We start from the raw sequence: 21,640 nt of genomic DNA on the forward strand, positions 1-21,640 counted from the left end.
CCTTGCTTTGAACGGCCAGCTGGCCGCATGTGGCCGGCGCCGCGCCGAATCCTATAGCGGGTTTTGCGCGGTTCCGGGTGGTCTGTCCGGCGTGGCGTCGATGAATAGTTCGCGCCTGTCACAATGCGTCGCCGCACCGATCCGGGACAGTGCGGCACGTTTTATTGCGCAGCCCCCGGTGACATCAACCGACACATCCGCGCGGGTCTGCATCGCGCCCGGCATCTGCCAGACTTCTACCGGCAGCGACCCCGAAAGACGTGTGTGCAGAGCCTCGGCCGCGTGTATCATGTCCCCGGTCGCGGCGATGACAGTCACCCGTCCGGCATGCGGCCCCGGCTGAAATCCCGCCAGATCAGCAAGGCCCACCATCCGCGCCGTGGGATACGCGGCCATAGCCGCGAGGATCGCCTGCGCATCGGTCGCCTGCCCATCTGGCAAGGCGACGGTCACCCGCGCCCCGGCGCGCAGCTTGGCACCGGCATGGCCAAGGGCCTCACCGATCACCTGCGCGCCCGACCGGGCGATGACCACGACCTCGCCCAAGGGGTCGAGCGGCTGACGGCCGAGAAAGAACCCGAAGATCTGTTCGGCCATTCCGGCATAATGCTGCGGATCGCGTGCGTCATGCACGATCCGCCCGATATCCACTTCGGTCACTGCCGCCCCGGCGGCATGGACACGCAGCATAACGTCGATATCGACCGCGTAATCGCCCACAAGCTCGGCATGCGCGATCCGGGACTTGTCGAACAGGTAGATCCCGGAATTCGGCGCGGTCAGATGTGCCAGCCCCGGAAACATCCGCGCCAGCGCAGGCCGCACCAGCAGCCGTGTCATCGGCATGTCGTCATCGGGATCGTTCCACGCCCCCTTGACCAGCCCGACACCGGGGCCGCGCGCCGATTGCATGTTGGCAAAAAGCGGCAGATCGAACTTGTCGAGATCCGCGTCGACCTTCATCACCCAGTCATGCCGGGCGGCGGCGACACCGACCCGCACCGCATGGCCCATGCCGGGACGCGCCTCGGTCACCACGCGCGCGCCTGCCGCCTCGGCTTGCGCCGCCGTCGCATCGGTCGAGCCATTGTCGATGACCACGACCTCGGCGATCCCGACCATGTCGCGCAGCTGCCCGACGACGCGTCCGATCGTCTGCGCCTCGTTGCGCGCCGGGACGATCACGCTCACCGGGTTCTGCATGGTCTCTCCTTGGGCAATGAATGTCGCATCGACTTAGCGGCCCACCGACCACTGTGCAAGAACGCCCCCGCGCGTGCCCGCCTCAGAAGGCCAGCGTCGCGTTGATCGCGCGCGTCCACGCCTCCACCTTGGCGCGGCGCTCGGCCTCGGGCATGCGCGGAAGGAACTGACGTTCGAGCTTCCATGTCTCGGCGAACTCGCGCTGCCCCGGATACAGCCCTATCTGCATCCCTGCGAGCCATGCCGCCCCGAGCGCCGTGGTCTCGAGCACTTGCGGGCGATCCACCGGCGCGTCGATGATGTCGGCGAGGAACTGCATGGTCCAGTCGGACACGCTCATCCCGCCATCGACGCGCAGCGTGGCCACCTCGCTGTGCTGGCCGCCAATGCTTTCCTCGTGCGCCGCCCAGTCGTCGCGCATCGCCTGCAACAGGTCGCGGGTCTGAAAGCCCACGCTTTCCAGCGCCGCGCGGGCGAATTCCTCGGGGCGCGAATTACGCGTCAGGCCGAAGATCGCGCCGCGGCATTCCGGCCTCCAATAGGGCGCGCCCAGCCCGGTGAAGGCCGGCACCAGCACCACCTCCTGATGCGGATCGGCCTTCTCGGCCAAGGGCTGCGTCTCGCTGGCGTGGCGGATCATCCGCAGCCCGTCGCGCAGCCATTGCACGACCGCCCCGGCCACGAAGATCGATCCTTCGAGCGCATAGGTTGGCTGGCCGTCGATCTGGTAGGCGATCGTGGTCAGCAGGCGGTTCTGCGACACGACCGGCGTCGCCCCGGTGTTGAGAAGCGCGAAACATCCCGTCCCGTAGGTCGATTTCAGCATCCCCGGATCAAAACAGGCCTGACCGACGGTCGCCGCCTGCTGGTCGCCCGCAACGCCGCGGATGGGAATTTCGCGCCCGAACAGGTCCGCGCGGGCATGGCCGTAGTCATCCGCGCTGTCGCGGACCTCTGGCAACATCTTCATGGGAATGTCGAGCAATTCGCACATCGTGCTGCTCCACCGTCCCTTGCGGATGTCGTAAAGCAGGGTGCGCGCGGCATTCGTGGCGTCCGTGGCATGTACGGCACCGCCGGTCAGCTTCCAGATCAGGAAGGTGTCCACAGTGCCGAACAGCAGGTCGCCCGCCTCGGCCCTGTCCCGCGCGCCGTCGACATTTTCGAGGATCCAGCGCAATTTCGTGCCCGAGAAATACGGATCGAGCAAGAGACCCGTACGGTCGGCCACCGTCGGCTCGTGTCCGGCCTCGTGAAGGTCGAGACAATGCGCGGCGGTTCGCCGGTCCTGCCAGACGATGGCGCGGTGCACGGGGCGTCCGGTGTGGCGATCCCAGACCACTGTCGTCTCGCGCTGGTTGGTGATGCCGATAGCGGCCACATCGGAAATGTTCAGGCCCGCCTTCTCGATCACCGCGCGGCAAGTTCCGGCAGTCGTGGACCAAAGATCATTCGCGTCATGTTCGACCCAGCCCGAATGCGGGTAATGCTGGTCGAATTCCTCTTGGGCGGTGGCGGTAACCTGCATGGCGGCGTCGAAGAGAATCGCGCGGGTCGACGTGGTGCCTTGGTCGATGGCGAGGATATGGGTCATGGTCCTGTCCGCAAATAATTGGCGGCATCATCCGTTACCCGGATGATGCCTGTGTGTACCCTTCCCGGGACATGCCCGGGAAGATACGTGTCCCTGATCACTGCCAGGACTTGATCAGCTCGTCATAGGCAATCGTGACCGGCTCGGGGTCTTCATTGTCCAGCGCGGGCTTCGGGGCCCCCGGCTGGCTCAGCCAGTAGTCCGGGTCACGCTCTTCGTTGAGCTTTGGCCCGATGTCGCCCTGAACGCCGGCCCGTTCGAGCCGCTCCATCACCCGCTCCTGCTGTTGGCAGAGCGCGTCAAGCGCCTCTTTCGCGGTCTTGGCCCCCGAGGAGGCGTCGCCGATATTCTGCCACCACAGTTGCGCAAGGCGCGGGTAGTCCGGCACGTTGAAGCCCGTGTCGGTCCAGTTCTCACGCGCGGGCGAACGGTAGAATTCCACCAGACCGCCAAGACGCGGCGCGCGTTCGGTGAAGCTGTCATGCTCGATCGTGCTGTTGCGGATGAACGTCAGACCGTAATGCGACTTCTCCACGTCCACCGTCTTGGAGGCGATGAACTGCGCATAAAGCCACGCGGCCTGCGCGCGGTCCACGGGCGTGGACTTCATCAGCGTGGCCGAGCCCACGTCCTGATAGCCGATCTTCATGCCCTCTTCCCAGTAGGCCCCGTGCGGGCTGGGCGCGAGACGCCATTTCGGCGTGCCATCCTCGTTCATCACCGGCAGATCCTCATCGACCAGCGAGGCGACGAAGGTGGTGTAAAGGAACATCTGCTGCGCGATCTGTCCTTGCCCCGGCACCGGTCCGGCCTCGGAGAAGGTCATGCCGGGCGCCTGCGGCGGCGCGTAGTTTTCCAGCCATTCGACATATTTCTCGATGGCGTAGACCGCCGCGGGGCTGTTGGTGGCACCGCCGCGATCCATGCACGATCCGACAGGCTGGTAGTCCTCATTGACGCGGATACCCCATTCGTCGACCGGCACGCCGTTGGGCAGGCCCTTGTCGCCCATGCCGGCCATCGACATCCACGCATCGGTGAAACGCCAGCCGAGGCTGGGGTGACGGCGGCCGTAATCCATGTTGCCATAGACGGTCTGGCCATCGATCTCGCGCCCGGTGAAGAATTCCGCGATATCCTCGTAAGCGGCCCAGTTGACCGGCACGCCAAGCTCGTATCCGTATTCGTCCTCGAACTCGGCCATGATCTCGGGATCGGTGAACCAGTCATGGCGGAACCAGTAGACGTTGGCGAACTGCTGCACCGGAAGCTGGTAAAGCTTGTCGTCGGGTCCGGTCGCCGAGGCGGTGCCGATGAAGTCGTCCAGATCGAGGTCGGGATTGGTGACGTCGGCCCCCTCGCCCGCCATCCAGTCGGTCAGGTTGCGCACCTGCTGATAGCGCCAATGCGTCCCGATCAGGTCGGCGTCGTTGACATACATGTCATAGACGTTCTCGCCGGTCTGCATCTGCGTCTGCAGACGTTCGACCACGTCGCCCTCGCCGATCAGGTCATGCGTGACCTCGATCCCGGTGATCGCCGTGAACGCCGGCGCCAGCACCTGGCTTTCGTATTCATGCGTCGCGATGGTCTCCGAGACCACGTTGATCTCCATGCCCTGGTAGGGCTCGGCGGCGTCGACGAACCATTGCATCTCGGCTTCCTGTGCCTCGCGGCTCAGCGCCGAGCGCTCGATATGCTCGTCCAGAAAGCCGCGGGCGGCCTCCATGTCGGCGAAGGCAGGCAGGCCCGTCAGGGCCAGCGCGGTTGCCAGCGCGGTTGTGGATGTCAGCGTCTTGTTCATCATGTCCTCCCAAGGTTGATTGAACGGTTTCTATTGCCGTGCGGCCCGACCGGGCCGCATGGCCTGTCATGCGGCCCGGTCTAGACCCAACGGAACACCGCCGCGGCATAGACCAGACAGGCCAGCAGCGCGTAAGGCTGCGGCGCGACCTCCAGCCCCAGCCACACCAGATTGATGAAGGCCGAGCCCAGAAGCGTGATGAAGAGACGATCGCCACGCGTCGTCTCGATCTGCAGGATGCCCTTGCGGGGCGTTTCCGGATACTTGATCGCAAGCACCGAAAATATCGCCAGCAGCCCCGCGATCACCAGAAAGAAGATCGCCGTCGGCCATGTCCATGCCATCCATGCCATGTTTGTCTCTCCCTCAGACGCGGCCCAGGGCAAAGCCCTTGGCGATGTAATTGCGGACGAAATAGATCACCAACGCCCCCGGCAGGATGGTCAGCACCCCCGCCGCGGCCAGCACGCCCCAATCGACGCCCGAGGCGCCCACAGTCCGCGTCATGGTGGCGGCGATGGGTTTCGCGTCGGTGCTGGTCAGCGTCCGCGACAGCAGCAGCTCGACCCATGAGAACATGAAGCAGAAGAACGCGGTCACCCCGACGCCCGAGGCAATCAGCGGCATGAAGATCTTGCCGAAAAAGCGCGGAAAGGAATAGCCGTCGATATAGGCGGTTTCGTCGATTTCCTTGGGCACGCCGCGCATGAACCCTTCCAGGATCCACACCGCCAGCGGCACGTTGAACAGCGTATGCGCCAGCGCCACCGCGATATGCGTGTCGAATAGGCCAACAGACGAGTAAAGCTGAAAGAACGGCAGCGCGAAGACGGCGGGCGGGGCCATCCGGTTGGTCAGCAGCCAGAAGAACAGGTGCTTGTCACCCATGAAGTGATACCGGCTGAACGCGTAGGCCGCCGGCAGCGCCACCGCGATCGAGATCACCGTGTTCAGCGTCACGTAGATGATCGAATTGACATAGCCCATGTACCACGACGCATCGGTCAGGATCGTGATGTAATTGGCAAAGGTCAGGTCACGCGGCCACAAAGAGAACGAACTGAGGATCTCGTTGTTGCTCTTGAGGCTCATGTTCACCAGCCAGTAGATCGGCACCAGCATGAACAGCAGGTAAAGCACCATCACCACGTTCACGCGTGGCAGGCGGCGGGGTGTCGCGGTCTCGGCCATCATTTGCCCTCCCGTTTGTCGAGATTGGTCATCACCGTGTAGAACACCCAGGAGACCACGAGGATCACGAGGAAATACATGATCGAGAACGCCGCGGCGGGGCCAAGGTCGAACTGTCCCAGGGCCATCTTGACCAGGTCGATCGACAGGAAGGTGGTGGCGTTGCCCGGACCGCCGCCGGTGACCACGAACGGCTCTGTGTAGATCTTGAAGCTGTCCATGAAACGCAGCAGGATCGCGATGGTCAGTACCCCGGTCATCTTCGGCAACTCGATATAGCGGAAGACGGCCCAACGGCTGGCCTGATCGATCTTGGCCGCCTGATAGTAGGCCCCCGGAATGGATTGCAGCCCGGCATAGGACAAAAGCGCCACAAGCGACGTCCAGTGCCACACATCCATCACGATGAGGGTGGTCCAGGCCGAATAGAACCCTTGCGTGTAGTTGTAGTCGATCCCCATCGCGTCAAGCGTGTAGCCCAGCAGGCCGATATCGGTCCGGCCGAAGATCTGCCAGATCGTGCCCACCACGTTCCACGGAATCAAAAGCGGCAGCGACATCAGCACAAGGCAGACAGAGGCCGAGACCCCGCGCTTGGGCATGTGGATCGCCACGAGGATCCCCAGCGGCACCTCGATCGCGAGGATGATGAGCGAGAACGCGACCTGCCGCGCCAGCGCGTTCCACATCCGATCCGAGGCCAGCATCTGCTGGAACCAGTCCAGACCGGCCCAGAAGAACTGGTTCTGGCCGAACGTGTCCTGCACGGAATAGTTGACCACGGTCATCAATGGTATGATGGCGGAGAACGCCACCAGGATCAGCACCGGCAGCACCAGCAGCCATGCCTTGTGATTGACGGTCTTTTCCATCACGCGGCCTCCTCTTTTCGGGGTCCCGGCGCGACGCGCCAGTCGTCGGAATAGACGTTCACCGCCTCGGGCGCGAAGACCAGCCGGGACAGGTCCGCAGGCACCTCGGCCCCTTCGCCCGCGATCAGGTTGATCTGAGTGCCGTCATGGTCGCAACGCACGATCTTGTGGCGGCCGACATCCTCGACCCGGCTCAGCCGCACCGGCAGGCCGGTGCCCTCTGTGGCCATGCGCACGAATTCGGGCCGTACGCCGATCTGCACGCGGCCACCCGGCCGGCCGTAATCGGCCCCCAGCGGTATCTCGGTGCCGTTCACCACCGCGCGGTCGCCCTCGACCCGCGCATCCAGAAGGTTCATCCCCGGACTGCCGATGAAATAGCCCACGAAGGTATGCGCGGGCCGCTCGAACAACTCTTCGGGGGTGCCGACCTGCACGACGCGCCCGTCATGCATCACCACGACCTTGTCGGCAAAGGTCAGCGCCTCTGTCTGGTCATGGGTGACATAGATCATGGTGTGCCCGAACTCGTGATGCAGCGCCTTCAATTGCGTGCGCAGCTCCCACTTCATGTGCGGGTCGATCACCGTCAGCGGCTCGTCAAATAACAGCGCGTTGACATCCTCGCGTACCATGCCGCGGCCAAGGCTGATCTTCTGCTTGGCGTCCGCGGTCAGGCCGCGCGCCTTGCGGTGCAGCGTGTCCTCCATGTCGATCATCCGGGCGATGGACTGTACCCTTTCGGCGACGTATTGCGCCGACGCGCCGCGATTGCGCAGCGGAAAGGCAAGGTTGTCGTGCACCGTCATGGTGTCGTAGACCACCGGGAACTGGAAGACTTGGGCGATATTGCGCGCGGCGGTGCTTTGGTTGGTGACATCGTTGTCGTCAAACAGGATGCGCCCCTGCGATGGCTGCACGAGCCCAGAAATGATGTTGAGCAGCGTGGACTTGCCACAGCCGGACGCGCCCAGAAGGGCATACGCCTCGCCATCGCCCCAGACGTGATTGAGTTCCTTGAGCGCCCAGTCCTCGGGATCTTTGGGCGCGGGCAGGTAGCTGTGCGCCAGGTTGTCGAGCGTTATCTTTGCCATTCTTTCCCCCTCAGGCCGCCTGCGCATAAGGCGCCGGTGCCACCAGCGCGCCGCCGGTCTCGAACACGTACACATGCTCGGGCGCGAGATAGACGCGCAGATCCGTTCCCGGCTCCAGCAGGCGCACGCCGTGGATCAGACCGACCCAGCGTTCGCCGTGATGATCGAGATGCACAAAGGTTTCGGACCCCGTGATCTCGGTCACGCTCAACGTGGTGTCGAACGCCATGACCTCGGCGTCCCGCGCCTCGAGCTCGAGATGATTGGGGCGGAACCCCGCCACGTAATCGCCATCGGCGAGATCGGACAGCGGGCCGACCGCAGGGGCGGATTGACCGTCACCAAACGAGATCCGCGCGCCCGACTTGGTCACCGGCAGGAAATTCATCGGCGGATCGCTGAAGACCCGTGCGGTGGTGGCATCGGCGGGTTCTCGGTAGACACGGGGCGTCGGCCCGAATTGCGTGATCCGTCCCTCCCACAGGGTGGCCGTATTGCCGCCCAGCAAGAGCGCCTCTTCGGGTTCGGTCGTGGCATAGACGAAAATGCTGCCCGCGGCCTCGAAGATTTTCGGGATCTCGGCGCGCAATTCCTCGCGCAGCTTATAGTCGAGATTGGCCAGCGGTTCGTCCAGAAGCACCAGCCCGGCATCCTTGACCAACGCGCGCGCCAGCGCGCAGCGCTGCTGCTGCCCGCCCGACAGTTCCAGCGGGCGACGGTCCAGCATCGGCGACAGTTGCATCAGGTCGGCGGTCTTGCGCACCGCCGCGTCGATCTCGGCCGACGACTTTCCCATCAGCCGCATCGGCGAGGCGATGTTGTCGTAGACGCTCATCGACGGGTAGTTAATGAACTGCTGATACACCATGGCGACGGCGCGGTCCTGCACCCGCATGCCGGTCACATCCTTGCCCTGCCACAGGATACGGCCCGTGTTGGGCACATCCAGCCCGGCCATCAGCCGCATCAGCGACGTCTTGCCCGCCAGTGTCGGCCCCAGCAGCACATTCATCGTGCCCGCATCAAGCGTCAGGTCGGTGGGGTGGATATGCACCCGACCGTCCACGACCTTTGACACCCCCTCCAATGTCAGCGTCATCTCTTTCTTGCCTCGCTCATCCCTTGGCGGCCTGCGCAGGCGCGGTCCGCGCCTGTCGCTGCTGCCGCATCCATGCCTCCAGCTCGTCGATCTGCGTCGGGGTCATCTTCAGCCCCAGCCGCGTGCGCCGCCACACGACATCCGCCGCCTCCCGCGCGAATTCATGCTCCATCTGCCAGCGCACCTCTGCCCCGGTCAGCGTCGCGCCGAACTGCGGACCCAGATCCGACGCCGTATCGGCACCGCTCAGGATCTGGGCGGCCTCGGTGCCATAGGCGCGCACGAGCCGCCGCGCCCACGCTGCTGACAGGAACGGATGGGCCGCCTGCAAATCCTTCACCAGCCGGTCCACCCCGTCAACGGCGCAATCCCCACCGGGCAGCGCCACCCCGGCCGTCCAGTCCCGGCCGGCCTGTTCGAAATACGGGTCCAGCCGCGCCAGCGCGGCCTCGGCCAGCTTGCGATAGGTGGTGATCTTGCCGCCGAACACGTTGAGCAGCGGCGCGCCCTGCGCATCGCTCAGCGACAGGACGTAATCACGGGTCGCGGCCGTCGCCGATTTCGCCCCGTCATCATATAGCGGCCGCACCCCGGAATAGGACCAGACGATGTCGTCGCGGGTCACAGGACGCTCGAAATACTGGCTGGCGAAATGGCACAGGTACTCGGCCTCTTCGGGCGTACACTCGGGCTTGGAATGGGCGTCGGTATGTTCGGCATCGGTGGTTCCCAGCAGCGTGAAGTCGCCTTCGTAGGGAATGGCGAATATGATCCGCCCGTCGGTGCCCTGAAAGAAATAGCACTTGTCGTGATCGTAAAGCTTGCGGGTCACGATGTGGCTGCCGCGCACCAGCCGGACACCCTCGCTGGAATTCATCCGCAGCGTGTTGGCGATCACGTCCTTCACCCACGGCCCGCCGGCATTGACCAGAGCGCGCGCACGCACCGTCTCGGTCACGCCGGTCTCGGTGTCTTCAACCGTCACCTGCCACAGATCACCCACCCGTTCGGCGGCGCGCACACGCGTGCGCACCCGGATGCGCGCGCCCCGTGCCTCGGCGTCGCGGGCATTGAGCACGACAAGACGGCTGTCCTCGATCCAGCAATCGGAATACTCGAAGGCGCGTTCGAACCGATCCTGCAATGGCGCGCCCTCGGGCGCCTGCCGCAGATCCAGTGTCTCGGTCGCGGGCAGGATCTTGCGCCCGCCCAGATGGTCGTAAAGGAAAAGCCCCATCCGGATCAGCCAGGCCGGCCGCCGGCCCTTCATCCAAGGCATCACCACGTTCAGGATGTGCGAGGTCGGCGTCTGCCCCTCGAAGCGCATCTCGGGATGGTACGGCAGCACAAAGCGCATCGGCCAGCTGATATGCGGCATTGCGCGCAAAAGCGTCTCGCGCTCGATCAGCGCCTCGCGCACCAGTCGGATCTCGAAATACTCGAGGTAGCGCAGCCCGCCATGAAACAGCTTGGTCGAGGCCGACGACGTTGCCGAGGCCAGATCATGCATTTCTGCAAGCTCGACCGTCAGCCCGCGACCGACCGCGTCACGCGCGATGCCGCAGCCGTTGATGCCGCCACCGATGACGAAAAGATCGACAACCTTGTCTTGGACGGATTCCGTCACGCAGGCCCCTCCCCTTGGTTCGCGTCAAAACGAAGCACGTTTGACCGCGAGACGTCAAGAAAAATGTTCGTTTATTTTCTTTTTCTACGAGACGCGGGGCCGCACAGGTGATTGCACCCGCAGAAATATCTTTGCAGCCGCAGCATTTTTGCGACGTGCACGCCGCAGCGCGGCAAAGACGGGGCTTGCACATGGAACTGAAACGAACATAGTCGAAAAATCAAACATCGGAATCCGCCATGTCGCAAACCTTCCGCCTGCCAGACATCCTCGAAATCGCGCGCACCGAAGGCAAGGTGACGGTCGAGAACCTCGCCGAACGCTTCGATGTCACCGTCCAGACCATCCGCCGCGACCTGACCGAGCTTGCCAATGCCGGCAAGCTTGAGCGGGTGCACGGCGGCGCGATCCTGCCCTCGGGGGTCTCCAACATTCTCTACGAGGAACGCCGCCGCCTGAACGAGCCCGGAAAGCTCGCCATCGCGCGCGCCTGCGCCGCCGCGATCCCCGACGATGCCTCGCTCTTTCTCGACATCGGCACCACCACCGAGGCGGTGGCCCGCGAGTTGATGGATCACCGCAATCTCATGGTGGTGACCAACAACATCAACGTGGCGCAGATCCTGCTGGCCAATGCCGATTGCGAGATCATCGTCGCCGGTGGTGCGCTGCGCCGCGCCGACCAAGGGCTGGTCGGCCACCTGACGGCGCGCAGCGTCGAGAATTTCAAGTTCGATCACGCAATCCTCGGCTGCTCGGCGCTCGACGAAGATGGCGACATGCTCGATTTCGACATTCAGGAGGTCGTCGTCGGCCAGACCCTGCTCAACCGCTCGCGCGAGGTGTTCCTCGTGGCCGACCATTCGAAATTCCAGCGCAGCGCGCCGGTGCGGATAGGATCGGTCCGGGATGTCGACCGGATCTTCACCGACGCCCCCCTGCCGCCAAGGCTGTCAAAACGCTGTGCAGACTGGCGCACCGAGGTGCATGTCGCCGCCCCGCGGCCCTGAAGGTCAGGCCCGATCACCGACGCTGCGCCAAGTTTCTTCTTGGCGAAAATACCCCGGGGGAGTCGCCCGGAACGGGCGACGGGGGCAGCGCCCCCCAGGACCCCCTCAGCCATCCATGAAACTGCCGAACGGGATGTAGCGCACCGGGTCGCCCGGCGCGATCTCGGCCGCGCCTTCGGCCAGCTCCACCAATCCCTCGGCCCAGCTCAGCCCGCTGATGCGACCAGAGCCTTCGGAGGCAAACACCTCGGCGCGGCAATCCCGCATGCGCGCGCGCAGGTACTCGCGCCGGCCGGGTTTCTTGGACTTCGAGAACCCCGCAGGGACGTCAAAACCCTGCGGCACGGACCAGTCCGCACCCGACAGCACCGCCATGGCGGGCCGCGCGAAGATCAGCGTGCAGACCAGCGCCGCCACCGGGTTGCCCGGCAGGCCGAAGACCGGCGCCCCGCCCCATAGGCCCAGTGCCAGCGGACGTCCGGGTTTCAGCGCGATGCGCCACTCGGCCATCGCACCGGCCTCGTTGAGCAGGGCCGAGACGTGATCCTCGTCGCCCGACGACGCGCCGCCCGAGGTCAGGATCACGTCCGCCTCGGCCGCGCCCCGGTCAAGCGTCGCGCGCAAGGCCGCGCGATCATCCGCCACGCGCCCCAGATCGATCGCCTCGTACCCCATCCGGCCCACCAGCGCCGTCAGCATCGGGCGGTTGGCGTCATATATCTGGCCCGCGCGCGCGGTCTCGCCCGGCTCGACCAACTCATCGCCGGTCGAGATCACCGCGACCCGCAAGCGGACGCGCACACGCAATTCGGCCACGCCGACCGCGGCACACAGCGCCAGATCGGCCGGCGTCAGCATCCGGCCCGGCTCCAGCACGGTCTCGCCGGCGGTCACGTCCTCGCCGGCACGGCGTGTATTCACGCCGCGCTTCAGCCCGCCGCGAAAGGCGATGCGGCCCGCGCGCTCGGTCACGTCCTCCTGCAGGATCACGGTATCGACACCCTCGGGCAGCGCGGCCCCGGTCAGCACGCGGATGGCGTGGCCTTTTGGCACCGCACCGGCGAAAGGCATCCCGGCGGCCGCGCGCCCCTCGACCAGCGGCAGCACCGGATCGTCCGCGCCAACGCTGTCATGCGCAAAACCATAGCCATCGACCGCCGTGTTCGCCTCGGGCGGGTTGGCGCGGCGCGCGACGACCGGCGCGGCCAAAACCCGGCCCGCCGCCTGCCCCAGCGGCACATTCTCGGCACCCACGACCGCGTGCAACCGGTCCCGCAACATCCCGAGTGCATCCTCGACCGGCGTCCAGTCGACACCGGCAGGCAGCGCGAAACAATCGTCGCGAAGGGGTGGCGGGGCGATCGGCGCATCGCATTCGCGCATCAACTCGGCCTCGTGCCCGGCCCCCAGCACCCACCCTTCCTCGTACGCCTCGGGCGGCAGGCCGCGCATCATGGGCATAAGGTCTTCCGCCGGCAGCCGCGACAGCGCGCGCGCCAACAGCCGCACCTGCTCGCGATCCCGGATTGCCCCGGTCTGCGCCATCGCGTCCCTGACGGCACCCTCGATGACACCGGGCCAGATCTCGGCCAGCACGACGGGCGCGTCCTGCCACGCCTCGAACGGCCAGACCGAGACGCCCGCCAGCCGCCGCAGCCGCGCCAGCATCGGCAATCCCATCAGCGCCTGACTGCCCACGGTGGGATTGTAACATAGCTGAAAGCAACTGCTCGACGTCCTCGCGGCCACGTCGCAGGCGCGTTTCTCCGGCACCTCGGCGTAAACGATACCCGCCTTGCGATAGGGGATCCCGGGCCAGCGATCCGCATGCGTCTTGCCCCAGAACGGCCCCGGCCCGGCAAAGGCGGCGTTCATCTCCTCGGCCACGTCAAAGCGGTTGTTCGCGCCATCCTCGGCATCCTCGATGCGCGCCGCCAGCCAGTCCCACAACACCAGCGGATCGTCCGACCCGGTGATCGCCCGCGCAAGCCCGCGCGGATAACCGAAGGGGAAATCGAACGCGGCCAACAGGCGCCGGCCGGCGTCGCGTTCCTCGGCAATCAGATCCGCGATGCGTGCCTCGGCCTCGATGCGCGTCCGGCAATAGATCGGCTCGGCCTCGACGCCGTTTCGGACAAGCCCCATCCAGATGAAGTTTTTGGACGGCTTCGCGGGCGCGCGCGTGCTCGCCGCCGACCAGTCCACCACCAGGACACTGTCAAACCCGGTCACAGCCCCACCTCGGCCAAAATGAAATCGGCGACGCGACCAGTGTCGTCCAGATCAAACACCGGCCGGTCCAGATCCAGCGCGCAATCGGCGGCCACCGCCCGGATCGTCGGATCGCCCGGCGCGATCAGCGGCTGCCCGGTCTCGGCCCGGAACGCCTCGATCTTGGGGTGGCGGTCGCGCTTGTAGCCCTCGATCAGAACAAGATCGACCGGGCTCAGCATCTCCAGCAACGCCTCCAGCGGCCATTCCGCCGCGCCGCGCATCTCGTGCATCAGCGCGAAACGGTTGCGCGAGGCCAGCAGAACCTCGGACGCGCCGGCGACGCGGTGCCGGTGGCTGTCCTTGCCGGGGTGATCCACGTCGAAGCTGTGATGCGCGTGCTTGACGGTCGAAACGGTGATCCCACGCCCCGCGATCTCGGCCACCAGCCGTTCCATCAGCCCAGTCTTGCCGGCATTTTTCCAGCCTGTCACACCGTACAACTTCACGCCCCGGCCCTCCGGCGCGCGCGCTCCAGGTCCTCGGGCGTGTTGACGTTGAAGAACGCGTCTTCATCATCGAACACTGCGTCGCGCCCTGCATGCTGTTCGGTCCAGACCACGACCTTGCGCACGCCGCCCTCCAGCGCGGCACGCAGATCGTCGCGCAAGCTGACCGGCCACAGGCCAAAGGTCGGATGCCGCACCTTGCCGCCCGCGCTCATCGACTTGGTGTCCTCGCTGCCGCGTGGCGTCGCGGCCAGCACCAGCGGATGCGTCATGCCCGCGGCCGCGCCTTGAAGCCGCGCCACGAGATCGCGCGGGAAGAACGGCGTATCGCCGGCCACCGTCACGATGGTCTTCGCGCCCTCGCCCGCCGCCCAGTCGAGCCCTGCGAGAACCCCGGCCAGCGGCCCAGCAAAGCCCTCGACCGAATCGGGCAGAACCGGCAGGCCAAGACCCGCGAACCGCGCCGCATCGCCATTGGCGTTGAGCGCCAGCGCGCCCACCTGCGGCGCCAGCCGGGCAATCACGCTATCGAGGATGGTTGCGTCGCCCAAGGGCAACAGCGCCTTGTCGCCACCACCCATCCGTGTGGCCTGCCCACCGGCCAGGATCACACCGACTGGACCACCCGGCGGCGCGGTCATTCCCGCGCGCTCTTGCGGCGGACCTTGGGGCTTTCCTCGGCCACGGATCCGGGATCGGCGTCGCGCAGCAGGCGATCCTCCCCCGCAAGGCAAACAAAGCGCCGCCCGCGCAGCCGACCCACCAGCGTCAGCCCTACCTCGCGCGCGATCTCCACCCCCCAGGCGGTGAAGCCCGACCGCGAGGCGAGCACCGGAATGCCCATCAGCGCCGTCTTGATCACCATCTCCGAGGTCAGCCGCCCGGTGGTGTAAAGCGTCTTGTCTCCCGGCGCGACGCCTTCGCTGAACATCCAGCCGGCGATCTTGTCGACCGCGTTGTGCCGGCCGACATCCTCCATGTAGACCAGCGGGCACGCGCCTTCGCACAGCACCGTACCGTGTATCGCGCCGGCGGCGAGATACAGCGACGGCGTACGGTTGATCGTGGCGGCCAGCGCGTAGAGGTCCGAGGTCCGCACCGTCACCTGCGGCAGCGTGACGGCCTCCAGCCCCTCCATCATGTCGCCGAACACCGTGCCCACGGCACAACCGCTGGTGCGGGTCTTCTTCTTCAGCTTTTCCTCGTACGAGGTCTGCGCGTCGGTGCGCACCACGACCGTCTCGAGATCCTCGTCGTAGTCCACGCCGCGCACCGCCTCATCGGCACCCAGCATCCCCTGGTTGCGCAAAAACCCGAGGGCCAGATATTCGGGATAATCGCCGATGGTCATCGCGGTGACGATCTCCTGCCCGTTGAGGAAGATGGTCAGCGGGCGTTCCTCGACCACGGACAGCTCGGTGCGCGCGCCCTCGTGATCCACCCCCTCGACCACGCGCGTCAGGCGCGGCGCGTCGGGATCGGGGGCGATCAGGTAGTCGGAGGGGGTGTCGCGGGTGGCCAATTGCATCTCCTGCTCGCATTGGATAGGCGACCTCTCGACAGCATCACATCGAAGGCAACCCGGTGACGACAAAAACCACCAAATCGGTCTATTGGCAAGGCGTGCGCGACGGCGCGCCCTTCATCCTCGTGATCGTGCCGTTCTCGCTTCTGTTCGGCGTCGTGGCGACAGAGGCCGGGCTCAACGTGTTCGAGACGCTCAGCTTTTCGGTTCTTGTCATCGCCGGGGCGGCGCAGTTCACGGCGCTGCAATTGCTGACCGACGGCGCGCCGACGGTGATCGCGCTGGTCTCTGCGCTGGCGGTCAACCTGCGCATGGCGATGTATTCGGCCTCGCTCACACCATGGCTCGGGCAGGCCAGCCTCGGTCAACGCGCGCTCGCCGCCTATTTCACCGTCGACCAAAGCTACGCCTGCGCCATCGTCAAGTTCGAACAAAACCCGGACTGGAGCATAACGCAAAGGCTCGCCTATTTCTTCGGCGTGGTCACGCCGATCTGTCCCCTGTGGTATATCTTCACGCTGGTCGGCGCGTTGGTGGGCGCGAAGATGCCCGGCGGGCTGGCGCTCGATTTCGCACTGCCGATCACCTTTCTGGCGATGATCGGCCCGATGCTGCGCACACCCGCGCATCTCGCGGCGGCGTTCGTGTCGGTCACGACGGCGCTGATTTTCGCGGGGCTGCCCTACAACCTCGGGCTGCTTGTCGCCGGCGTCGCGGGAATGACGGTCGGCGCCCATGTCGAGGTGCTGCTTGAACGCCGCCGCGCAGGGGCCGGCCAATGAGCATCGACACCCTCGATCTGTGGATCGTCATCATCGGGTTGGGTCTTGGCAGCTTCGGTTTGCGCTTCGTCTTCACCGGCTTCGTGGGCGACCGCCCGCTGCCGCCGTGGGTTTTGCGCCACCTGCGCTACACGGCAGTGGCGGTGCTGCCGGGCCTCGTCGCACCCCTGGTGGTCTGGCCGGCGGCCACGGGCGGCAGCCTCGATGCGCCGCGCATGGCCGCGGCCCTCGTCACACTTGCAGCGGGATATTTTCTGCGCAACGTGATCGTAGCCATCCTGCTCGGCGCGCTGACACTCTATGGCGGCCTGGCCCTCATTGGCTGATCTTCATCTTTCCTCAAATACTCCGGGGGAGTCGCGCCGCAGGCGCGGCGGGGGCAGAGCCCCCCGAATCGTCCAGGCCGGCAGCGCGCCCTACGCCTTCGGCGCCGCCGCCCGACGCAGCCGGTCGTTGATGGCCCGGCCCAGACCCCGCTCGGGAACAGGCGACACCGCGATCCCCGCCACGCCCGTCCGGTCCAGCGCGTGCAGGTGGTGAAACAGGTTCGCCGCCGCCTCGGTCAGATCGCCGGCGGGCGACAGGTTCAGATCGGCCTCGACCGGACCAAAGCCCAGCATCGCCTCGCCCGCCCTTGGCGCGCGCGCCTCCAGCCGCACCGGCGCACCCGGCGCGTAATGCGACCGCATCTGGCCGGGCGCGGTCAGATCCGCACCTTCGGGGCGCATGCCAACGGGCCGGCGCAGCGCCGCGTCCAGCGCCTCGACTGGCACCCCGCCGGGGCGCAGCAGGACCGGATCGCCCACAAGGCCGAGGATCGTCGATTCCACCCCGACAGGGCAGGCCCCGCCATCGACCACCGCCTCGATGCGCCCGTCCAGACCGGCCAGCACATGCCCAGCCTCGGTCGGGCTGATCCGTCCCGACGGGTTGGCCGAAGGTGCGGCGACCGGCCCGCCGAATGTCTGCAGCAGCGCGCGGGCCACCGGATGGCCCGGCACCCGGACCGCCAGCGTCGGCAGATCGGCAGTCACCAGTGGCGACAGTTCCGACCCGTCCCGCAGCGGCAGCACCAGCGTCAGCGGCCCCGGCCAGAACGCGCGCGCCGCGATCTCTGCCGCGTCCGACCAGACCACGAGGTCGCGCACGGCGTCGATGCTTGCCACATGCACGATCAGCGGGTTGAAGCGGGGCCGCGCCTTGGCCTCGAAGATCCGCGCCACCGCATGGTCGTCGCGCGCATCGGCCCCCAGCCCGTAGACCGTCTCGGTCGCAAAGGCGACCAGGCCGCCCCCGCGCCAGATCCCGGCGGCGGCGGCGTACCCGGTCGCATCGGCGCTCAATACTCGCGTCTGCACCAAACTTGTCCTCGTGACGCGGCGTAGCGGTTGAAGCCGTGCCGCGGTTGATTACGCTTTATCCTGAAGATACGCTTTACGGGGGCACGGCCACGCTGCCAAGGTCCCCTTTGCATCAGGAGAGGTCCATGCCCTATCGCGCCCCTGTCGAAGATTATCAATTCCTGTTCGAGCATGTCATCGGGCTGGCAGAGGTCACCGCCACAGACCGCTTTGCCGAGGCGACACCCGACATGACCACCGCGATCCTGACCGAGGCCGCGCGCATGTGCGAAGAGGTGCTCTACCCGCTGCAACGGCCCGGCGATCTCAACCCGGCGCGGCTGGAAAACGGCGTCGTGCGCACCGCACCGGGCTTTGCCGACGGCTACCGCGCCATTGCGGGCGGCGGCTGGGTGGCGATCAGCGCGGACCCCCGCAATGGCGGCATGGGCCTGCCGATGACGCTGACCACAGCGGTCAACGAGATGATGTCGCAGGCCTGTCTCTCGCTGCAACTGGCCCCGCTGATGACGCAAGGCCAGATCGAGGCGCTGGAGCATCACGCCTCGGACGCGATCAAGGATCTCTACCTGCCCCGCCTTGTCAGCGGTGACTGGACCGGCACGATGAACCTGACCGAACCGCAGGCGGGCTCGGACGTGGGCGCGCTGCGCACCCGCGCCGAGGATCAGGGCGACGGCACCTATGCCATCACCGGGCAGAAGGTCTACATCTCGTGGGGCGATCACGACATGGCCGACAATGTCTGCCACCTGGTGCTGGCGCGTCTGCCCGACGCCGCACCGGGCACCAAGGGCATCAGCCTGTTCCTCGTGCCGAAATTCATCCCCGACGCGGACGGCACGCCGGGCCGGCGCAACGACCTCAAGGTGGTCAGTCTCGAGCACAAGATGGGCCTGCATGCCAGCCCCACCTGCGTGATGCAGTATGACGGCGCCACCGGCTGGCTGATCGGCGCGCCGCATCAGGGGATGCGCGCGATGTTCACGATGATGAACAATGCCCGCCTCGGCGTGGGCGGCCAGGGTGTCGGCGTGGCCGAGGCGGCCTATCAGCACGCGCTGGCCTTCGCGCAGGACCGCAAGCAGGGCCGCACGCCGGACCCCGCGAATCCCGACACGATCATCGGCCACGCCAATGTGCGCCGCATGCTGGCGGGAATGAAGTCGGAAATCTTCGCGGCCCGCGCCACGGCACTCGCCTGCGCGCAGGCGATCGACATGGAAACCGCAACCGGCGCGCCGCACTGGGCGGCGCGCGCGGCCCTCCTGACGCCGATCACCAAGGTCTGCGGTACCGAAACGGGCATTTCGGTGGCCAATACCGGCGTGCAGCTGCATGGCGGCATGGGCTACATCGAGGAAACGGGCGCGGCACAATACCTGCGCGACGTGAGGGTGACGGCGATCTACGAGGGCACCAACGGCATCCAGGCGATGGATCTGGTGGGGCGCAAGCTGTCGGACGGGGGCGAGGCCGCCTTCGCCCTGATCGACGAGGTGCAGGCGGCCGCCGAGGCCGCACGCGACGATCTGCCGGATCTTGCCGATGCCGTCTGGCAGGCTGCCGAGACACTGCGCGAGGCGACCGACTGGATGCTCGGGCAGGACGACATGACCCAGCGGTTTGCCGGCGCGATGCCGTTCCTGCGCGGCTTCGCGCGGGTGCTTGGCGGGCATTACCACCTTGTCGCGGCGCGCGCCAAGGGTTGCGACGGGCCACGCACCCGGCTTGCGCGGTTCTACATCACACGGCTGCTGCCCGAACATGCCGGGCATCTGGCGCATGCCACCGTCGGATCGGATGATCTTTACGCGTTGACGGCCAAGGATTTCGCGGCGTGATGGATGGCGGCGACCTTCTGCGCCACCCGTGGCCCGCGCCACCCGCGCCCGCCGAGGCCACGGAGGTTGCGCCGGGCGTGCTCTGGCTGCGGTTGCCGCTGCCCATGGTGCTTGATCACGTCAACATCTACGCGCTGGACGACGGTGACAGCTGGACACTGGTCGATACCGGCATCCACTCCAGGCGCAGCGTGGCGCTGTGGCAGGACATGCTGGCCGGTCCCCTGCGGGGCAAACCCGTCGGCCGGGTGATCCTGACCCATCACCACCCCGATCATATCGGCATGGCGGGCTGGATCATGGACCACTTCGGGGCCGATCTGTGGACCTCGCGCACAAGCTGGCTGATGGCGCGCATGCTGATCCTCGATGTCGAGGAGCGCCCGACGCCGCAGGCGATCGCGTTCTGGCGTGCAGGCGGCATGGACCCGGACATCCTGGAACAGCGCAGCCATGACCGCCCGTTCAATTTTGCCGATGTCTGCGCACCGCTGCCGGTGGGCTACCGGCGGATTCAGGAGGGCGAGGTGATCCGCGCCGGCGGGCGGATGTGGGACGTGCGCATGGGCGGCGGGCACGCGGCCGAGCATGTCACGCTCTGGTCGCGCGACGATTCGCTGGTGATCGCCGGGGATCAGATCCTGCCCGGTATCAGCCCCAATATCGGCGTCTACCCGACAGAGCCCGAGGCCGATCCGCTGGCCGACTGGCTGGCAGCCTGCGACCGGCTGGCACGGCACGCGCGCGAAGACCATCTGGTGTTGCCGGGCCACAAGCTGCCGTTCACCGGGCTGCCGTTGCGTCTGGCGCAACTGGCCGACAATCATGTCGCGGCCCTCGACCGCTTGCGTGATTTTCTGCGCGTACCGCGCACCGCCACGGACTGCTTTCCCCTGCTGTTCAAGCGCCGCGTCGAGGCGGGTACCTACGGGCTGGCACTGGTCGAGGCGGTCGCCCATCTCAACCATTTGCATCACGCGGGCGAGCTGGCGCGTTGGCGGCGCGACGACGCGGCCTGGCTCTGGCAGATGCGCGACAATGTCACCGCGCGGCCCGCCCTTGGGACGTGACAGCGCTGACGAAATCACGTAACGAAAGGACCGTAAATGGCCAGCGATGACGAAGGACACAAGAACATGGCAGAGCACAAGCACGGCGAAATGGACACCGAGGTACGGGAAAAGACCTTCGAGGGGTTCGTGAAGATCGTGACATGGTCCACGGTGGTGATCATCGTTACCCTGATCGTCATCGCGTTGATCGGCGCCTGAAGGCACGGACCGCGCCATCGGGATCGCGCAGATGCGACATTTCGGTCTGGCGCTCGCAGCGCTTTGGGTGCTTGCGGGCTGCGCCGCGGAACGGGTCTGGGCCCCCGATGACGCGGTGTCGCGCGCGGCTTACGGCCATGACGGCCCGTCGCGCCTGACGCTGTTCACCATGGTCAACAACGCCACGGGTGCGGGCGAACATACCTCGTTGATGATCAACGGCGCGCAGCGTGTGATCTTCGATCCCGCGGGCAGTTTCGCCCACGAGACGATCCCTGAACGCAACGATCTTCTGTACGGGATCACGCCGGACGTGGCCGATCACTATACGCGCTACCATGCGCGGCGTACCTTCCATGTGCAGATCCTGCGTCTGGACGTCACGCCCGAGATCGCGGATCGCGCGCTCCGGATGGCGATGGCGGCCGGCCCCGTGCCACAGGCGCAATGCGCGCGGGCGACGTCCGGCATCCTTGCCGCGCTGTTCCCGGACCAGGTGCGCCCGACATGGTTTCCGTTGAAACTGGCCGCGGCCTTCCATGAGATCGACGGCGTGACCGAGGAAGCGCTTTACGAGTACGACGGCCACGACAACGCGAACGTGCTGGCGGACTGGGACCCGGTGCGCGCCGCGGCGCAGTAG

At 66.4% G+C, this 21,640-nt stretch carries 21 protein-coding genes; 7 read left to right on the plus strand and 14 right to left on the minus strand.

Annotated elements, in window-relative coordinates; all coding sequences use genetic code 11:
• Nucleotides 1-51: 51 nt before the first annotated feature.
• From ACROSR_RS00105 to glpD, 9 genes are all read right to left on the minus strand, one after another.
• Nucleotides 52-1,203: a glycosyltransferase gene (locus ACROSR_RS00105; protein WP_432681715.1), complete on the minus strand. Its 1,152-nt coding sequence runs from the start codon at nucleotides 1,201-1,203 to the stop codon at nucleotides 52-54.
• Between the two features lie 82 nt (nucleotides 1,204-1,285).
• The gene (glpK, locus tag ACROSR_RS00110; protein ID WP_432681716.1) at nucleotides 1,286-2,797 is read right to left on the minus strand and encodes a glycerol kinase GlpK; all 1,512 of its coding nucleotides are present in this window, start codon (nucleotides 2,795-2,797) and stop codon (nucleotides 1,286-1,288) included.
• 97 nt (nucleotides 2,798-2,894) lie between these two features.
• Nucleotides 2,895-4,601, minus strand: coding sequence for an ABC transporter substrate-binding protein (locus tag ACROSR_RS00115; protein ID WP_432681717.1), 1,707 nt, complete (start codon nucleotides 4,599-4,601; stop codon nucleotides 2,895-2,897).
• Between the two features lie 80 nt (nucleotides 4,602-4,681).
• The gene (locus tag ACROSR_RS00120; protein WP_432681718.1) at nucleotides 4,682-4,954 is read right to left on the minus strand and encodes a DUF2160 domain-containing protein; all 273 of its coding nucleotides are present in this window, start codon (nucleotides 4,952-4,954) and stop codon (nucleotides 4,682-4,684) included.
• Between the two features lie 13 nt (nucleotides 4,955-4,967).
• A complete protein-coding gene (locus ACROSR_RS00125) occupies nucleotides 4,968-5,792 on the minus strand; it encodes a carbohydrate ABC transporter permease (RefSeq protein WP_432681719.1) in 825 nt (274 codons plus the stop codon).
• Entirely contained in the window at nucleotides 5,792-6,664 is an 873-nt protein-coding gene (locus ACROSR_RS00130) for a carbohydrate ABC transporter permease (protein ID WP_432681720.1), read from the minus strand. The genes ACROSR_RS00125 and ACROSR_RS00130 overlap by 1 nt, the downstream gene beginning before the upstream one ends.
• Entirely contained in the window at nucleotides 6,664-7,758 is a 1,095-nt protein-coding gene (locus tag ACROSR_RS00135) for an ABC transporter ATP-binding protein (RefSeq protein WP_432681721.1), read from the minus strand. Before ACROSR_RS00135 ends, ACROSR_RS00130 begins: the two co-directional genes overlap by 1 nt.
• A gap of 10 nt (nucleotides 7,759-7,768) precedes the next feature.
• Complete coding sequence (locus ACROSR_RS00140) at nucleotides 7,769-8,857, minus strand: ABC transporter ATP-binding protein (protein ID WP_432681722.1); 1,089 nt, start codon at nucleotides 8,855-8,857, stop codon at nucleotides 7,769-7,771.
• Between the two features lie 16 nt (nucleotides 8,858-8,873).
• On the minus strand, nucleotides 8,874-10,484 hold the full coding sequence (gene glpD, locus ACROSR_RS00145) for a glycerol-3-phosphate dehydrogenase (protein ID WP_432681723.1): 1,611 nt from the start codon (nucleotides 10,482-10,484) through the stop codon (nucleotides 8,874-8,876).
• A gap of 239 nt (nucleotides 10,485-10,723) precedes the next feature.
• On the opposite strand from glpD, the gene ACROSR_RS00150 reads away from it, so the two are divergent.
• Complete coding sequence (locus ACROSR_RS00150) at nucleotides 10,724-11,494, plus strand: DeoR/GlpR family DNA-binding transcription regulator (RefSeq protein ID WP_432681724.1); 771 nt, start codon at nucleotides 10,724-10,726, stop codon at nucleotides 11,492-11,494.
• Nucleotides 11,495-11,599: 105 nt separating this feature from the next.
• On the opposite strand, the gene ACROSR_RS00155 is transcribed toward ACROSR_RS00150, so the two are convergent.
• From ACROSR_RS00155 to ACROSR_RS00170, 4 genes are read right to left on the minus strand one after another with little or no spacing between them, the layout of a single operon-like run.
• A complete protein-coding gene (locus ACROSR_RS00155; protein WP_432681725.1) occupies nucleotides 11,600-13,726 on the minus strand; it encodes a molybdopterin-binding protein in 2,127 nt (708 codons plus the stop codon).
• Nucleotides 13,723-14,214: a molybdopterin-guanine dinucleotide biosynthesis protein B gene (gene mobB / locus ACROSR_RS00160; RefSeq protein ID WP_432681726.1), complete on the minus strand. Its 492-nt coding sequence runs from the start codon at nucleotides 14,212-14,214 to the stop codon at nucleotides 13,723-13,725. The genes ACROSR_RS00155 and mobB overlap by 4 nt, the downstream gene beginning before the upstream one ends.
• Nucleotides 14,211-14,855 carry a molybdenum cofactor guanylyltransferase MobA gene (mobA, locus tag ACROSR_RS00165; protein WP_432681727.1) on the minus strand — a complete coding sequence of 215 codons (645 nt, stop codon included), beginning with the start codon at nucleotides 14,853-14,855 and terminating at the stop codon, nucleotides 14,211-14,213. The genes mobB and mobA overlap by 4 nt, the downstream gene beginning before the upstream one ends.
• Nucleotides 14,852-15,742 (minus strand): formate dehydrogenase accessory sulfurtransferase FdhD, encoded by an 891-nt coding sequence (locus ACROSR_RS00170; protein ID WP_432681728.1) that lies wholly within the window; start codon nucleotides 15,740-15,742, stop codon nucleotides 14,852-14,854. Before ACROSR_RS00170 ends, mobA begins: the two co-directional genes overlap by 4 nt.
• 56 nt (nucleotides 15,743-15,798) lie before the next feature.
• Between ACROSR_RS00170 and ACROSR_RS00175 the strand changes: the two genes are divergently transcribed.
• Together ACROSR_RS00175 and ACROSR_RS00180 are read left to right on the plus strand one after the other, a co-directional pair.
• Entirely contained in the window at nucleotides 15,799-16,521 is a 723-nt protein-coding gene (locus tag ACROSR_RS00175) for an AzlC family ABC transporter permease (protein ID WP_432681729.1), read from the plus strand.
• Complete coding sequence (locus ACROSR_RS00180) at nucleotides 16,518-16,847, plus strand: AzlD domain-containing protein (RefSeq protein WP_432681730.1); 330 nt, start codon at nucleotides 16,518-16,520, stop codon at nucleotides 16,845-16,847. Before ACROSR_RS00175 ends, ACROSR_RS00180 begins: the two co-directional genes overlap by 4 nt.
• A 90-nt stretch (nucleotides 16,848-16,937) precedes the next feature.
• Here the strand turns inward: ACROSR_RS00180 and ACROSR_RS00185 are convergent, their stop codons facing one another.
• The gene (locus tag ACROSR_RS00185) at nucleotides 16,938-17,879 is read right to left on the minus strand and encodes an L-threonylcarbamoyladenylate synthase (protein WP_432681731.1); all 942 of its coding nucleotides are present in this window, start codon (nucleotides 17,877-17,879) and stop codon (nucleotides 16,938-16,940) included.
• A 128-nt stretch (nucleotides 17,880-18,007) separates the two neighbouring features.
• On the opposite strand from ACROSR_RS00185, the gene ACROSR_RS00190 reads away from it, so the two are divergent.
• Genes ACROSR_RS00190 through ACROSR_RS00205 form a run of 4 tightly spaced genes read left to right on the plus strand, consistent with a single transcriptional unit; the run spans nucleotide 18,008 to nucleotide 21,640 of the window.
• On the plus strand, nucleotides 18,008-19,726 hold the full coding sequence (locus ACROSR_RS00190; protein WP_432681732.1) for an acyl-CoA dehydrogenase: 1,719 nt from the start codon (nucleotides 18,008-18,010) through the stop codon (nucleotides 19,724-19,726).
• Nucleotides 19,726-20,796, plus strand: coding sequence for an MBL fold metallo-hydrolase (locus tag ACROSR_RS00195; protein ID WP_432681733.1), 1,071 nt, complete (start codon nucleotides 19,726-19,728; stop codon nucleotides 20,794-20,796). Before ACROSR_RS00190 ends, ACROSR_RS00195 begins: the two co-directional genes overlap by 1 nt.
• Nucleotides 20,797-20,832: 36 nt before the next feature.
• Nucleotides 20,833-20,997, plus strand: a complete 165-nt coding sequence (locus ACROSR_RS00200) for an aa3-type cytochrome c oxidase subunit IV (RefSeq protein WP_432681734.1) — start codon at nucleotides 20,833-20,835, stop codon at nucleotides 20,995-20,997.
• Between the two features lie 31 nt (nucleotides 20,998-21,028).
• Nucleotides 21,029-21,640, plus strand: coding sequence for a hypothetical protein (locus ACROSR_RS00205; RefSeq protein ID WP_432681735.1), 612 nt, complete (start codon nucleotides 21,029-21,031; stop codon nucleotides 21,638-21,640).

It is taken from the genome of Roseovarius tibetensis, from assembly GCF_050896375.1.
Classification (GTDB): Bacteria; Pseudomonadota; Alphaproteobacteria; order Rhodobacterales; family Rhodobacteraceae; genus Roseovarius; species Roseovarius tibetensis.